The sequence below is a fragment of the Streptomyces sp. NPDC096132 genome (assembly GCF_044763345.1).
Classification (GTDB): Bacteria; Actinomycetota; Actinomycetes; order Streptomycetales; family Streptomycetaceae; genus Streptomyces.
This window is the reverse complement of record NZ_JBIWGA010000034.1, coordinates 80,900-93,586: the sequence shown is the minus strand read 5'-3', so window position 1 is coordinate 93,586 and position 12,687 is coordinate 80,900. Positions and strand designations below refer to the sequence as shown.

Genomic DNA, 12,687 nt, shown 5'->3' with positions numbered 1-12,687 from the left:
GCGCTCACAACGCCCCGCGAGCCGGGGGGGCCCCCATTGGCGGGCTCCCCCCCCCCACCGCCACACCCCGTGAGTCGGCCGCGCACCCTCTTTGGCCCCCCCCCCCTTCTCCGGCTTTCTCGTGCCTTGCCACCGGACTGTTGAAGAGAGACAGCCATAGAGAGCTATAGTGCTAGGCAACTAGATAAATGGAGGAACCGGTGATTGAGTTCCACCTGAACGGCCGGTCCGGCCTGTCCCCGTACCAGCAGCTGGTCCAGCAGGTGCGACACGCACTGCGCCTGGGCCTGCTGAAGGAGGGGGACAGGCTGCCGACGGTCAAGGACGTGGCACGGCAGATGGCGGTCAACCCGAACACGGTGCTCAAGGCGTACCGCGAGCTGGAGCACGACGGTCTGGTGGCCGCCCGTCCCGGCGTCGGGACGTTCGTGACCCGGACGCTGGCCGACGGCACGCTCGCCGCGCACGGACCGCTGCGCAAGGACCTGCGGCGCTGGCTGACCAAGGCCCGCCTGGCCGGGCTCGACGACGAGAGCATCGAGGCGCTCTTCGTGAACACGTTTCGCGACGCCGCCGGAGAGGACGTGGCGTGAGCGCCGTCTTACGAGCCCAGGGTCTGGGCAAGAGGTACAAGCAGCGCTGGGCCCTGCGGAACTGCGACCTGGACGTCCCGGCCGGCCGGGTGGTGGGCCTGGTCGGCCCCAACGGGGCGGGCAAGTCGACCCTGTTGAACCTGGCCTCCGGCATGCTGACACCGACGGCCGGCACCATCGAGGTGTGCGGCGGCCGTCCTGCCGCGGGGGTGGAACAGCTGGCCAAGGTCGGTTTCGTCGCCCAGGACACCCCGGTCTACGCCACGCTGAGCGTCGCCGACCACCTCGACCTCGGCAGACGCCTCAACCCGAACTGGGACGACGGCCTCGCCCGGGACCGGATCCGTCGCCTCGGTCTGGACCCCAAGCAGCGGGCCGGCAAGCTGTCCGGCGGCCAGCGCGCGCAGCTCGCTCTCACCCTGGGCATCGCCAAGCGCCCGGAGCTGCTGATCCTGGACGAGCCGGTCGCGGCGCTGGACCCCCTCGCTCGCCGGGAGTTCATGCAGGACCTGATGGAGGCCGTCGCGGAGCACGAGCTGAGCGTCGTGCTCTCCTCCCACCTGGTCTCCGACGTGGAGCGGGCCTGCGACTACGTCATCGTGCTGGTCGACTCCGAGGTGCGGGTGGCCGACGACCTGGACCACCTGGTCGCCTGCCACCACCGGCTCACCGGCCCGCGCCGGGACCCGGACACACTTCCGGCCGGTCAGCACGTCGTCACCGCCAGCCACACCGAACGGCAGACCACCCTCGTGGTACGCACCGACACCGCGGTCCCCGATCCGTCCTGGACCGTCAGCCCGCTCGGCCTGGAAGACATCGTCCTGGCCTACATGACCCGGCCCGCCGACGCGGTGCGGGACACCCGGCCCGCGCTGGAGGTACTCCGATGATCTGGCTGACCTGGCGCCAGTTCCGCACCCAGGCCGCCGTGCTGTTCGCCGCGGTGGCCGCCCTCGCCGCCGCCCTCGCGGTCAGCGGCCCGCGGCTGGCCGACCACTACCGGGCCGCCGGCAGCAGCCTGGTGGACGGGCTCTCCAGTGCGGAACAGGGCATCTACTACGCCGGACTGGTGACGGTGCTCGCCGTGCCGGCGGTCATCGGGATGTTCTGGGGCGGGCCGCTGGTCTCCCGTGAACTGGAGAGCGGCACCCACTTCCTCGCGTGGAACCAGGGCGTCACCCGCACGCGCTGGCTCGCGACCAAGCTGGGCCTCGGCGCGGCGGCCGCCATGACCGCCGCCGGACTGACGTCACTCGCGGTGAGCTGGTGGAGCAGCCCCATCGACCGGGCTGTCGACGGCGGCGGCTCGACGACCACGTACTTCCCGCGGCTCGACCCCGTGGCCTTCGCCGCACGGGGTGTCGTCCCCCTGGCCCATGCCGCCTTCGCCTTCGTCCTGGGCGTCGCCCTCGGCGTCGTCATCCGCCGCATCCTGCCCGCGATGGCCACCACGCTCGCCGTCTACGCAGCCGTACAGATCGTCGTGCCGTTGTGGATCCGGCCCCACCTGGCGGCCCCGGACCGGGCCGACGTGGCGATCGAGCCCGGCGTCCCCATCAGCATCCAGGAGGGCGCCAAGGAGATCGTCGTGCACCTCGAGGAAGTGCCCGGTGCCTGGATCACCTCCCAACAGACGCTGGACGCCGCCGGCCGGCCTGCCTCCGTGCCGTCGTCCTTCGCGGACTGCCTGCACACCGAGTCGGGCCCGCCCACCCTGGAGCAGTTCGACCGCTGCGTCGCCGACCTCGGCGCCCTGGGCTACACACAGCGGGTGACGTACCAGCCCGCCGGCAACTTCTGGGCCCTTCAATGGGCCGAGACCGGGCTCTACCTCGGCCTCGCCCTGGCCCTGACCGGGTTCTGCGCCTGGTGGATCCGCCGCCGACCGACCTGACAGCCGCCGGTCCCACCACGGGAGTTGTCGCGAGGGGCCGCCGGGAGCCTTACAGGTTGTACGCCGTCGAGGCTCCCGAAGCGGACAATGCGCCTCTGGGCCGGAAGGGGTGGGAACCGGACACTTGGCTCGCATGACGACTGCACCCGCCGACTCTGCCGGCACCCTCACCCCCGAGTACGGCGACAAGGTCATCGCCGTCGAGACGGCGGGCTCGGAACCCATCCCCGACGCGGAACGGCACGGCTCCCCCCTCCAGTTGCTGTGGACCTGGGCCTCCCCGAACATCGAGTTCGCGACCGTCTACATCGGCGTGATCTCGGTGCTCTTCTTCGGCCTGAGCTTCTGGCAGGCCACGGCGGCCATCGTCCTCGGCACCGCGCTGGGCGCGATCACGCAGGGCGTGCTGTCCCTGGACGGCCCCCGCTTCGGCGTCCCGCAGATGGTGGTGGGCCGGCTCTCCTTCGGCCACCGGGGGAACATCCTGCCCTCCGCGGCCAACGGCCTGGTCGCGGGCGTCGGCTGGTTCGCGGTGAACAGCGTGAGCGCGGCCTTCGCCCTCAACACCCTGACCGGTCTGCGCCCCCTCCCCTCCCTGCTCCTCGTGGTGGTGGCCGAGATCCTGATCGGCTTCATCGGCCACAACTTCGTCCACACCTTCGAGAAGTACGCCTTCCCCGCCCTCGCGGTGATCTTCCTGCTGGCCGGCGTGTGGACCTTCGACCACGCGGACCTGGGCGGGGGCGGCGCGGGCGGCGGCATCGGCGGCTTCCTGCTCGCGTTCAGCGCGGCCTGGGGCTACGCGGCGGGCTGGAACCCGTACGCCACGGACTACTCGCGCTATCTCCCGCGCACCGCGGACAAGTTCCGTACGGTCCTCTACCCGGCGCTCGGCCTCTTCGTCTCCGTCTCCCTCGTCGCGGTCGTCGGCGCGGCCTCGGCGACGATCGTCGCCCCGCAGGGCGCCACCCCCACGGCGGCCTTCACCGGCCACCTCCCCGGCTGGCTCGGCGACCTGGTGCTGCTCGCCATCATCCTCGGCGCGGTCTCGGCGAACGCGCTCAACGTGTACTCCGGCGCCATCTCCATCACCGCCCTCGGCCTGAACCTCCCCGCCTGGCTGAGCCGCAGCGTCCTGGTCGTGGTGTCGGGCGTGGCGGGTACGGCGGCCGCGTGGGCGTCCCTGTCGGACGCTGGGGCGGCCTACGAGGCGTTCCTCCTCGTCATCGCGTACTGGGTGGCCCCGTGGCTCGGGGTCGTCCTGATGGAACGGTGGCTGCAGGGCCGTAGGGCGTCGGACGAGGAACTCTCCACCCGCCTCTCCGACCGCTCCTTCACCAACCGGCCCGGAATCGCCGCACTGCTGATCGGTGTCGCGGTCTCCGTCCCCCTCTTCTCCAACCAGGAGAAGTACGTCGGCTACGTCCCCGACCACTGGCCGTCCTTCGGAGACATCACGCCGCTGGTCGGGTTCGTGGTGAGCGCGCTGGTCTACTTCGTGCTCTCGTCCTCGACGAAACCGAGCATCACGCCGCCGAACCAGGCCCCGGCCACTCCCGACAAGGGATAGAACACACCGCCCAGGACCCGGAGGGAGACACTCCCGGACGTGGTCAGCGCGGTCAGCGGCCCCAGGACCAGCAGGGCCAGGCCGCAGCCCCCGATCACGATGGCCGCGCCGGCCCCGGCGATCGCCTTCCGGCGCGGCTTCCGCCCCGGGTCCGGGACATCGTCGCTCACTTTCCGGCGCGGCTTCGGCCGCAGCTCCCAGTCCTCGTACAGCAGCAACACAGCGGTACAGGTGAGGGCCGTCGCGCCGACGAGTGCGGTCAGCGTCCACCAGGGGTGTCCCCACACGGCGCAGACGACCGCCATGGCCAGGCAGCCGATGCCGGCGCCCGCCGCGAAGAAGCCGAAGGGCCGCGGATGGTCGCCGATGAAATCCCCTGCGGGCTCCAGCAGCTGGTAGAGCGCGTACGGGATCAAGCAGAGCAGAACGAATCCGGCGATGGCGACCATGTACCAGAAGGCGACGAGCAGGGACATGACGGCCCACGCCGCCCCGCTCGCCAACCACGCGCCCACCCCGAGCAGTACGGGGGCGAGCCCCGGACCGCCCGTGTCGGCACTGAGGAGTGCCCCGGCGAACAGCCACACGCCCAGAAGGGCCAGCACCAGGGACACGGTCACGGTCACGTACCAGGGCGCTCCGTACAACGGGCCCCGCCACTTGTCGCCGACGGCGGCGACCTGGACCCACCCTGCCCCCACAAGACCACCCGCCCCGCACCGCCGAGCCCGTGTTGCGGCATGCCCACAACAGACTGGCACCGCTGGGGGCCGAGGCCAAGAGGTGAATCCGTCCAGGCGGCGCGCCGGTGACAACTCGCCTGTAGGACACCGATGTTGCTGTGTCCGCGTTCTGTCACGGCAGCGTCGTGGATCAAGGACTTGACTGGTGATCGCGTTCTGGGCCGGGGCATGGTTTACCCACAGCGGCTCACAGGTTGCCGGCCGCCGCCTCACCTCACCGCTCCCGAAAGGGCTCTTTCGTCATGGCTTCTCCGCGCTTCCGTTCCGTCCTGATCGCCGCTGCCGCCGTCGCGGGCACGCTGCTGATGACGGCCTGCCAGAACGACGACACCGCCCAGGGCGCCGGCACGGACACCGCGGCGACGGCGGAGGCGGCCGCGAACAAGGGCGGCGTGAGCGGCACCTTCTCGAACGGCACGGTCGCCTACATGGCGCCGGGCAAGTACATGGTCACCGCCGGCGGCAAGGACCAGCAGTTCTGGCTCGCGGAGGACACGAAGATCTGGGGCTCCGGCGGGGTCTGCGGCGATGCCGACGGGCAGGCCGCCGAAGAGTGCACCGAGGCGGAGCTGGAGAAGGCCGCGAAGAGCGGTGCGGTGCCGGCGGACGTGGTGCTGAAGGACGGCATAGCCGTGACCGTCACCGAACGCCACGCCGCCTCCTCCGGCACGAGCGGCTCCTCCACCGGAGGCAGCTCCTCCTCCGGCTCCTCTTCGACCGGCGGCTCGTCGTCGTCCTCGTCGTCGTCCTCGTCGTCGGGCGGTTCGTCCGGCGGTGTGAGCGGCACCTGGCTGGGGGCGGTGACGTACATGGCGCCGGGCAAGTACCTGGTGTCGGACGGGCGGAGCAACCCGGAGCAGCAGTTCTGGCTGGCCGAGGACACCGAGATCCTGGGCGCGGGCGGGATGTGCGGCGACGCCGACGGGCAGTCCGCCACGACGTGCACGGAGGCGGAGCTGGAGAAGGCCGCGAAGGCGGGCACCCTGACCGCCGAGGTGACCCTCAAGGACGGCGTCGCCACCCGCATCGCCGAGGACCACTAGCGCGGTTCGCGCACCCCCGCGACAAACTCCGCCCAGGCGCTTCGCTGGATGAGGAGGACGGGGCCGTCGGGGAACTTGCTGTCACGGACGGGGACGACGGCGGGGGAATCGGGGCTTACTTCGATGCAATCGCCGCCGTTGGCTCCGCTGTAGCTGCTCTTGATCCAGGTCGTCATGCCCGTACCCTTCCATCACGTCGCCGATCAGGGCAGCGGAGTCCGAGGCTGAGAGTGCGTCGGCCCTGAGCACATCATAGGTCTGGCTGTGGGCCAGGAAGACGGCCGGATCGTCGCTGAAGTGGCCACGGTCCAGCGACTCGGAATACACCCACTCGTGCCCGTCGGGCAGCCTGATCAACGACATTGAGGTGTCGGGGCGGTCGATGTCGGGTCGGTCCAACGGGATCACCTGGATACGGATGTTGGGGAACTTCCCAGCCCTCAGCAGGTGAGCACACTGCTCCCGCATGATCCCGGAGCCGCCAACCATGTGCCGGAGGCAGCTCTCGTCCAGCACGACCACGTAGTACGGCCCGCCCTCGGCGTAGAAGCGCTGCTGGCGGCTGAGTCGAGCCCGGACGCGCTCCTCCACGTCCTGCGCTTGCCTCAGGCGACGGGCGAAGAGCGCGGCAGCGTAGTCGGGGGTCTGCAACAACCCGGGCATCACATGCGCCTGGTAGGCCCGCAGGGCGACCGTCTCCGCGTCCATCTGCGCCCTGCGCTCGAACCAGTCCGGATGCTCCACCTGGGGATACCAGTCCACCCGCGCCCACAAGCGCCCCAACGCCCCACCTGTGCCCAACACTTCGTCACAGGTTCTCGCGAACGGCTCCTGCGGAACCCGCGTCCCGGCCTCCACCCTCGCCACCAGCGAACGGTCGCAGGGAATCGCCTTCGCCAATACCTCCTGCGTGAGCACAGCCCCCTCACGGAAGTGCCGCAACAGCTCGCCGAACAGCACGGCGTTAGTGGTCACCCTTCTCGCCCCCTCCGTGACAGATGCCCTTGTCACGCGTCGGGCATTGATGCGCACCGTGCCCGCAGGCCACGCTCGACACACCCAGAGTGACGAAGTCGGTACGGAGAGGGCACGGACGGGGCATGACCGAGCACACCGAGAACCAGTTCGAAACGGGAACGGTCGTCTACGACCCCAGGTCGGACAAGGTAGGCGAGTACCAGAGCCAGGCCGGACCCTACGCCCTCCTACGCCCCCTCGGCGGCGGCCGGGAGTGGGAGGCACGCCCCGACCTGCTCCGCCCGGCCACCCCCGGCGAACGCCTCACCGCGAACCTCCGCGCCACCAACTCCCGCTCCCTGCAAGGCCCGCCCACCCCCGTCCGCGACTGCGCCGCCTGCGCCGACCTGGCCGCCCTGCGCGACACGGCCCGCGCCCGCCACGACGGCAGCGCGGAGACCGACGCGAACGTCCTGCTCCGCCGCCACCAACGCCGCTACCACACGGCCTTCCTGGACCTCGCGGAGGACACCTCGGCCGAGTACGAGACGTCCTGCACCGACTGCCCGGCCGCCTCCGGCACGCAACGTCACCCCGCGGACATCGAGGAGTGGCAGCACGGGCACACCCGGGAATCCGGCCACACCCGCTACCGCCGCACCTTCGCCGACTATGTGACGGTATGAGGGGGCAGTACCGTTCATCTCCCGGTCCCTCACCGACCACCCCGCCTCTCCGCGCCCGTCGCCGACATACATTCCCACCGCTCGCACGACTTCCACCGCGTGATCAGTCGATGAGGGCGTTGAAAAACGGCACGGAGAATCCGAAACCGGCCGCGCCCGACAGGACGGCCTGGGCCGTGCTCAGTCCGGCAACGCCGGACAGGACGCCGGCTCCGATTCCGCACAGGATCGCGAGCAGGAAGACCAGGGCCGACCGCGTGGTCAGCAACGTACGGGGCACAGCAACCTCCTTGGTTCCCTGGGTAAGTTGCTTCAGAGTGCCCGGGGCCAAGGGTGTTGCGGAACGGAAACACCCACCGTTTCCGCAGGTGGAAACAGCAGTCGCGGTCGGATCGGTGTTTCCGGCCGGAAACGGGGTGGAACTCAGTCGACCGTGATCGAGTCCAGCTTCTCCCGCAGATACACATGCGAGTCCACCGGCCCGTACGCCACCCGCCCCACCGGTGCGGGCACCGACTCCACGGTCGTCCCCGGGGTGCACTCGCCGAAGTAGACGAGGGACATCAGTTCCTCGGCGGGTTCGTCGGCGGGCGGGGGAAGGACCCGGTGGCGGCCGGAACGCCAGCGGTCGCCCGTCCAACGGGCCATCAGGTCACCGATGTTGATCGTGAAGGCCTCCGGGTCGAAGGGTGCGTCCTCCCAGCCGCCCTCGTCCGTCCAGACCTGGAGTCCGCCCTTGCCGGCCTGCCGGTCGAGGATCGTCACCGTGCCGAAGTCGGTGTGCGGGCCGATGCGGAACTGGCCGGGCTGGGGCTCGCCGATGACCTCCGTGCCCGGATACCAGTTGATGTTGAAGCCGTACGTCGGGTGGTCCATGTGGCGGGAGAAGAAGTCGGGCTCCAGGCCCAGAGCCTCCCCGAGCAGCGACAGCAGTTGCTTCTCCAGCTCGGCCATCTTCCCCAGGTACTCCTCGCAGAGCACCTCCAGCTCCGGCACCTCCGCCGGCCAGACGTTCGGTGCGTACCACTCCGCGTTGACCACCGGGTCGTCGAAGGGCTCGTGGGTGGCGAAGGTGAGCGACTCCTTCAGGTCCGGCGGGGTCTCCGTACCCTCCGAGTAGCCGTTCGCCTCCGCGCCGGGGCCGAGCCAGCCCCGCCCGCCGACCTTCACGGCGTACGGCTGTTTCACCTCCACGGCCAGCGTGAAGAAGCCCCGGGCGGCCTCCCGGATGCGGGAACGGAGGGACGGGTCGACACCGTGCCCGGTGACCAGCAGGAAACCGGCGGTCTGGAGGGCCTCGTCGACGGTACGGGCGATGGCCGCGCGGGCCTGAGCGTCACCGTCGAGCCAGGGCGTGAGATCGATCGTGGGAATGCGCGGATTACTCACCGATGTCCTCGTTCCAGAGTGCCGGGTTCTTCTCGATGAAGTCGCGCATCATCGCGACGCACTCGGCGTCGTCGAGCAGCACGATCTCCACTCCGTGCTCGGCGAGCCAGTCGTGGCCGCCGTGGAAGGTGGTCGCCTCGCCGACGATCACCCGGGAGATGCCGAACTGGCGGACCAGGCCCGAGCAGTACCAGCAGGGCGAGAGGGTCGTGACCATCGTCGTGTTCCGGTACGACCGCTGGCGGCCCGCCGCGCGGAAGGCGGCCGTCTCCGCGTGCATCGAGGGGTCGCCGTCCTGGACGCGCCGGTTGTGGCCGCGGCCGAGCGGGGTGCCGTCCGGGCCGTAGAGGGCGGCGCCGATCGGGATGCCGCCCTCGGCGAGCCCGGCACGGGCCTCGGCCACGGCGGTGGCCAGCCACTGGCCTGCCGTTACCTGATCCATAAGCTCCATGACTCCACTCTCCAGTGGCCGAAACACCAGGGCAACGTGCGGAAAGTACTCTCCGGGCAGCCAGCAGCCGGACGTTCTGTCAGCACGTTGGAGGTCCCCGTGCCCGCACTCACCCTCCGTGAAGTCCTGGCCCTCGCCCCGGTCCGTGCGACCGAGCCCGAGCTGCTCGCCGGGGCCGCCGGCCTCGACCGTCCCGTGCGCTGGGTGCACAGCAGCGAGGTGTACGAGGGCGCGAACTTCCTCGACGGCGGCGAGCTGCTGCTCACCAACGGTTTCGGGCTGACGGAAGCCGGTGACGAGGTGCGGCGGAGGTATGTGCGGGAGCTGGCCGCCCGCGGGGCCGTCGGGCTCGCGGTGGAGGTGGGGCGGTCCCTGCCGTGCATGCCGGCCGAGGTCGTCGACGAGGCCCGCCGCCTGGAGCTGCCGCTGCTGGCGCTGCACCGGGTCGTGCCCTTCGTACGGATCACCGAGGCCGCCAACCGCGCGATCGTGGCCCGTGGTCTGTCCGGGCGTTCCGTGGTCCGGCCCTGGGGCGACGACCATACGGCGGCCCTGCTGGCCGACCTCGCCGACCGGGCCGCGCTGAACCAGCCGGAGGTGGAGGCGCGGGCGGCGCTCGCCGGGTTCCATCCGGGGCCGGGGGCGCGGCTGATCGGCGTCTCCGTGCACGGCGCGCGCGAGACGGGGGCCGTGGACAGGGCCGTACGGCTGCTGGGCGGGGGCGGGGTGCTGCGGGCCGCCTTCCCCGGAGACGTACTGGCCCTGCTCGCGCTGTCCGGCGGACGGGGCGGGGACCCCGTGCGCGCCGTGCAGGAGGCCTTCCGGGCGGTGGCCGAGCCGGGGCTCACGGTCGCCGTGGGGCACGCGGTCGCGGCGGACGGCGGCTGGCTGCGCTGGAGCGAGACCCTGCGGGCGGCCCGTACGACCCTGGAGCTGGCGCTGACCGTGCCGCCCGCCGAGCCCGCCGCGCCCGACGGGCCGCTGGTGACCTCCTCCCGTGCCTTCGCCCTGGAGCGGGAGCTGACCCGGGGCGGGGTGGACGCCAACCGGGAGCGGCTCGCGCGGATGGTCCAGCACGCCCTGGGTCCCCTCCTGGAGTGGGAGGCGGCGCATGCGAGCGACCTGGTCCGCACCCTGGAGGTCCACCTACGGAACGGCTGCTCCCCCACCCGCACGGCCGCCCTCCTCCACATCGGCCGCCAGTCCCTCTACCAGCGCCTGGAGCGGATCGAGTCCCTCCTCGGGCTGGAGATCGACGATCCGGAGCTGCTGGGGGAGCTGCTGGCGGCGACCTGTGCGCACCGGGTGGTGCGGGGGACGACGACCGGGGCGGCGGCCGTCGGAATGACCGGGGTCAGCGCAGCGTGACGCGGCTCGGGCCGTTGAAGGGGGCCAGGCACAGGACCGTCTTCGGGGTGCGCAGCCCGTCCTCCTCGGCGAACAGCGCGCGGGCCGCGTCGAAGGGCACCTCGCCGGCGCAGACCAGGGCGGCACGGTCGTAGAGCGCGCGGGCCGGCTCCGGCAGGGGCAGGTCCTGGTCGCCCTCGCCGTCCGCGCCCCAGAGGTCCCACAGCAGTGTCTCCACCTTGTTGAGGGCCGCGAGGTCGAGCCGTACGTTGCCCGCGACGAACCGCTCGCCCCACAGCGGTCCCTCGTGCGGTGGGTGCAGCCCGAAGGTGCGCGGGTCGGCCCCGTGCTCGCGGATGGCCCGCCAGGCCGCGCCCGCGACCAGGAAGCGGTCGCGCGGTACGTCCGTGGGGTCGAAGTCCACGGTCCAGGGGCCGGCGACGAGCTGGGCGTCGGCGAGCCGCCAGGCGGCGCGTTCCTCGTCCCAGTACTCGGTGACCACGTGGTCGCCGTGGAAGCCGTCGGAACCGAAGTAGTCCGCGAAGCCGGACCGGATGCGGGCCGGGATGCCGACGTGGCGCAGGAAGGAGCAGTGCAGCAGCGAGAAGTCGCGGCAGACGCCGACGAACCGGTCGGCGGGCTCGCGCCGCCGGGTCAGCGGGGCGGGGTCGCGCCGGCCGAGGATCCGCAGGATGCCGTCGACGTAGCGCGTCTCGGCGTCGTGGTGGAGGCGGTCGGTGGGGTGGGTGTGCCCGAAGAGCGGGCCCTCCAGCCGGTGGATGAGCAAGTCGCGGGTGATGCGGGCGAGTTGGGCGGGGTCTCGGGGTAAGTCGGCGTACCGGTCGGCGAGGTCGCCGGGGTCGGAGAACGCGCTGTGGGTGGTGTAGAAGGCGAGCGACACGAGGGCTCCCTCTCACGGTCGTCGACAGCCAACGACAGTCATCGACCGCGTGTTCGATTACGGGTCGGTGGGTCCAACCGTGTCAAAATCCCCCGGAAATTGTCCAGGAGCCGGGCAGGTAGCCTGTGCCGATCACCGCCGCGCTTGCGGCAGTTGGGCCCCGGGTGCGTGGGAGGAACGGTCATGGTTGCTGCTCCGGTGCTGGAGGAGCTGCGGGAGGTCTGCCAGCCGCAGGCCAAGCTGGCGAGCCGCAACGGCGAACACTGGGCGGGCCGTCTCTACATGCGCCGCGTCTCGCTGCGCCTCACCCGCCAACTGGTGCGCACGCCGGTCACCCCGGACCAGCTGACCTGGACGATGGTGGTGTGCGGGGTCCTCTCCGGCGCCGCCCTCCTCATACCCGGCCTGGCCGGTGCCGTGCTCGCCGCCCTCTTCATGCAGCTGTTCCTGCTCTTCGACTGCGTGGACGGCGAGGTCGCCCGCTGGAAGGGGCAGAACAGCGCGACCGGCATCTACGTCGACCGGCTCGGCGCCTATCTCGCCGACGCGGCGCTGATGATCGGCTTCGGCTTCCGGGCCGCGGAGTCCGGCCTCGGCGGCTGGGCGGGCTTCAACGGCTGGGTGTCCCTGGGCCTGGCCACCGCGCTCGGTGTCGTCCTGCTGAAGGCCTCGACCGACCTGGTGGACGTGGCCCGGGCCCGGCGGGGTCTGGCCGTCGCCGACGACGAGTCCGCCGCGCCCCGCTCGCAGGGCGTCGCCTCGGTACGCCGGCTCGCCGCCGCCTTCAAGATCCACCGGGTGACCAACGGCATCGAGGCCTCCCTGGTCCTCCTCGCCGTCGCCTTCGCCGACGCCGCGACCGGCGGCATCGAGCCCACCCGCTGGGCCCTGGCCGCCATCGCCACGATCACCTGGCTGATGGTCCCGGCCCACCTGCTGTCGATCCTGTCCTCGTCCCGGCTGCGCTGAGACGCCGAGCGACGCCGCGGCGAGGGCGCCTGCCCGGGGAGGCGCCGGGGCGGCCGGGCGGGAGACCGTCCCGCCCACGCCTCGCTCGCGTCGCTCACGCGCGCGCCCCGGGAGGTGGCGCACACCGCCCGAGGCCCGCAC

15 protein-coding genes are annotated in these 12,687 nt (G+C 71.6%); 8 read left to right on the top strand and 7 right to left on the bottom strand.

The window, feature by feature from the left end; genetic code table 11:
* Window positions 1–188 precede the first annotated feature (188 nt).
* From ACIRF9_RS45500 to ACIRF9_RS45485, 4 genes are all read left to right on the top strand, one after another.
* The gene (locus ACIRF9_RS45500; RefSeq protein WP_403835397.1) at window positions 189–593 is read left to right on the top strand and encodes a GntR family transcriptional regulator; all 405 of its coding nucleotides are present in this window, start codon (window positions 189–191) and stop codon (window positions 591–593) included.
* Complete coding sequence (locus ACIRF9_RS45495; protein WP_403835395.1) at window positions 590–1,486, top strand: ABC transporter ATP-binding protein; 897 nt, start codon at window positions 590–592, stop codon at window positions 1,484–1,486. The genes ACIRF9_RS45500 and ACIRF9_RS45495 overlap by 4 nt, the downstream gene beginning before the upstream one ends.
* On the top strand, window positions 1,483–2,490 hold the full coding sequence (locus ACIRF9_RS45490; RefSeq protein ID WP_403835393.1) for a transporter: 1,008 nt from the start codon (window positions 1,483–1,485) through the stop codon (window positions 2,488–2,490). Before ACIRF9_RS45495 ends, ACIRF9_RS45490 begins: the two co-directional genes overlap by 4 nt.
* 133 nt (window positions 2,491–2,623) lie before the next feature.
* A complete protein-coding gene (locus tag ACIRF9_RS45485) occupies window positions 2,624–4,060 on the top strand; it encodes a purine-cytosine permease family protein (RefSeq protein WP_403835390.1) in 1,437 nt (478 codons plus the stop codon).
* On the opposite strand, the gene ACIRF9_RS45480 is transcribed toward ACIRF9_RS45485, so the two are convergent.
* Complete coding sequence (locus tag ACIRF9_RS45480) at window positions 3,982–4,686, bottom strand: hypothetical protein (protein WP_403835388.1); 705 nt, start codon at window positions 4,684–4,686, stop codon at window positions 3,982–3,984. The two genes, ACIRF9_RS45485 and ACIRF9_RS45480, sit on opposite strands and share 79 nt — an antisense overlap.
* Window positions 4,687–5,045: 359 nt before the next feature.
* Between ACIRF9_RS45480 and ACIRF9_RS45475 the strand changes: the two genes are divergently transcribed.
* The gene (locus tag ACIRF9_RS45475) at window positions 5,046–5,846 is read left to right on the top strand and encodes a hypothetical protein (RefSeq protein WP_403835384.1); all 801 of its coding nucleotides are present in this window, start codon (window positions 5,046–5,048) and stop codon (window positions 5,844–5,846) included.
* Here the strand turns inward: ACIRF9_RS45475 and ACIRF9_RS45470 are convergent.
* Window positions 5,843–5,971: a DUF397 domain-containing protein gene (locus ACIRF9_RS45470; RefSeq protein ID WP_403835412.1), complete on the bottom strand. Its 129-nt coding sequence runs from the start codon at window positions 5,969–5,971 to the stop codon at window positions 5,843–5,845. The two genes, ACIRF9_RS45475 and ACIRF9_RS45470, sit on opposite strands and share 4 nt — an antisense overlap.
* Window positions 5,928–6,857, bottom strand: a complete 930-nt coding sequence (locus ACIRF9_RS45465; RefSeq protein WP_403835410.1) for a Scr1 family TA system antitoxin-like transcriptional regulator — start codon at window positions 6,855–6,857, stop codon at window positions 5,928–5,930. Before ACIRF9_RS45465 ends, ACIRF9_RS45470 begins: the two co-directional genes overlap by 44 nt.
* Window positions 6,858–6,946: 89 nt before the next feature.
* On the opposite strand from ACIRF9_RS45465, the gene ACIRF9_RS45460 reads away from it, so the two are divergent.
* Window positions 6,947–7,489: a hypothetical protein gene (locus tag ACIRF9_RS45460; protein WP_403835382.1), complete on the top strand. Its 543-nt coding sequence runs from the start codon at window positions 6,947–6,949 to the stop codon at window positions 7,487–7,489.
* 103 nt (window positions 7,490–7,592) lie between these two features.
* Here the strand turns inward: ACIRF9_RS45460 and ACIRF9_RS45455 are convergent, their stop codons facing one another.
* The 3 genes from ACIRF9_RS45455 to ACIRF9_RS45445 all read right to left on the bottom strand — a co-directional run bounded on the left by ACIRF9_RS45455 (window position 7,593) and on the right by ACIRF9_RS45445 (window position 9,320).
* Window positions 7,593–7,769, bottom strand: coding sequence for a hypothetical protein (locus ACIRF9_RS45455; protein WP_403835380.1), 177 nt, complete (start codon window positions 7,767–7,769; stop codon window positions 7,593–7,595).
* A gap of 143 nt (window positions 7,770–7,912) precedes the next feature.
* Entirely contained in the window at window positions 7,913–8,878 is a 966-nt protein-coding gene (locus ACIRF9_RS45450) for an isopenicillin N synthase family dioxygenase (protein ID WP_403835378.1), read from the bottom strand.
* Window positions 8,871–9,320: a nucleoside deaminase gene (locus tag ACIRF9_RS45445; RefSeq protein ID WP_403835407.1), complete on the bottom strand. Its 450-nt coding sequence runs from the start codon at window positions 9,318–9,320 to the stop codon at window positions 8,871–8,873. Before ACIRF9_RS45445 ends, ACIRF9_RS45450 begins: the two co-directional genes overlap by 8 nt.
* Before the next feature lie 108 nt (window positions 9,321–9,428).
* On the opposite strand from ACIRF9_RS45445, the gene ACIRF9_RS45440 reads away from it, so the two are divergent.
* On the top strand, window positions 9,429–10,697 hold the full coding sequence (locus ACIRF9_RS45440; RefSeq protein WP_403835376.1) for a PucR family transcriptional regulator: 1,269 nt from the start codon (window positions 9,429–9,431) through the stop codon (window positions 10,695–10,697).
* Here ACIRF9_RS45440 and ACIRF9_RS45435 read toward each other — a convergent pair.
* The gene (locus ACIRF9_RS45435) at window positions 10,684–11,577 is read right to left on the bottom strand and encodes a transglutaminase-like domain-containing protein (protein WP_403835373.1); all 894 of its coding nucleotides are present in this window, start codon (window positions 11,575–11,577) and stop codon (window positions 10,684–10,686) included. The genes ACIRF9_RS45440 and ACIRF9_RS45435 overlap by 14 nt on opposite strands.
* 183 nt (window positions 11,578–11,760) lie before the next feature.
* On the opposite strand from ACIRF9_RS45435, the gene ACIRF9_RS45430 reads away from it, so the two are divergent.
* Complete coding sequence (locus tag ACIRF9_RS45430) at window positions 11,761–12,546, top strand: CDP-alcohol phosphatidyltransferase family protein (protein WP_403835371.1); 786 nt, start codon at window positions 11,761–11,763, stop codon at window positions 12,544–12,546.
* Window positions 12,547–12,687: the final 141 nt, after the last annotated feature.

Coding starts and splice junctions, on each gene's coding strand:
- ACIRF9_RS45475 (WP_403835384.1), top strand. CDS start 5,046: ATGGCTTCTCCGCGCTTCCGTTCCGTCCTGATCGCCGCTGCCGCCGTC.
- ACIRF9_RS45500 (WP_403835397.1), top strand. CDS start 189: ATGGAGGAACCGGTGATTGAGTTCCACCTGAACGGCCGGTCCGGCCTG.
- ACIRF9_RS45445 (WP_403835407.1), bottom strand. CDS start 9,320: ATGGATCAGGTAACGGCAGGCCAGTGGCTGGCCACCGCCGTGGCCGAG.
- ACIRF9_RS45490 (WP_403835393.1), top strand. CDS start 1,483: ATGATCTGGCTGACCTGGCGCCAGTTCCGCACCCAGGCCGCCGTGCTG.
- ACIRF9_RS45460 (WP_403835382.1), top strand. CDS start 6,947: ATGACCGAGCACACCGAGAACCAGTTCGAAACGGGAACGGTCGTCTAC.
- ACIRF9_RS45430 (WP_403835371.1), top strand. CDS start 11,761: ATGGTTGCTGCTCCGGTGCTGGAGGAGCTGCGGGAGGTCTGCCAGCCG.
- ACIRF9_RS45485 (WP_403835390.1), top strand. CDS start 2,624: ATGACGACTGCACCCGCCGACTCTGCCGGCACCCTCACCCCCGAGTAC.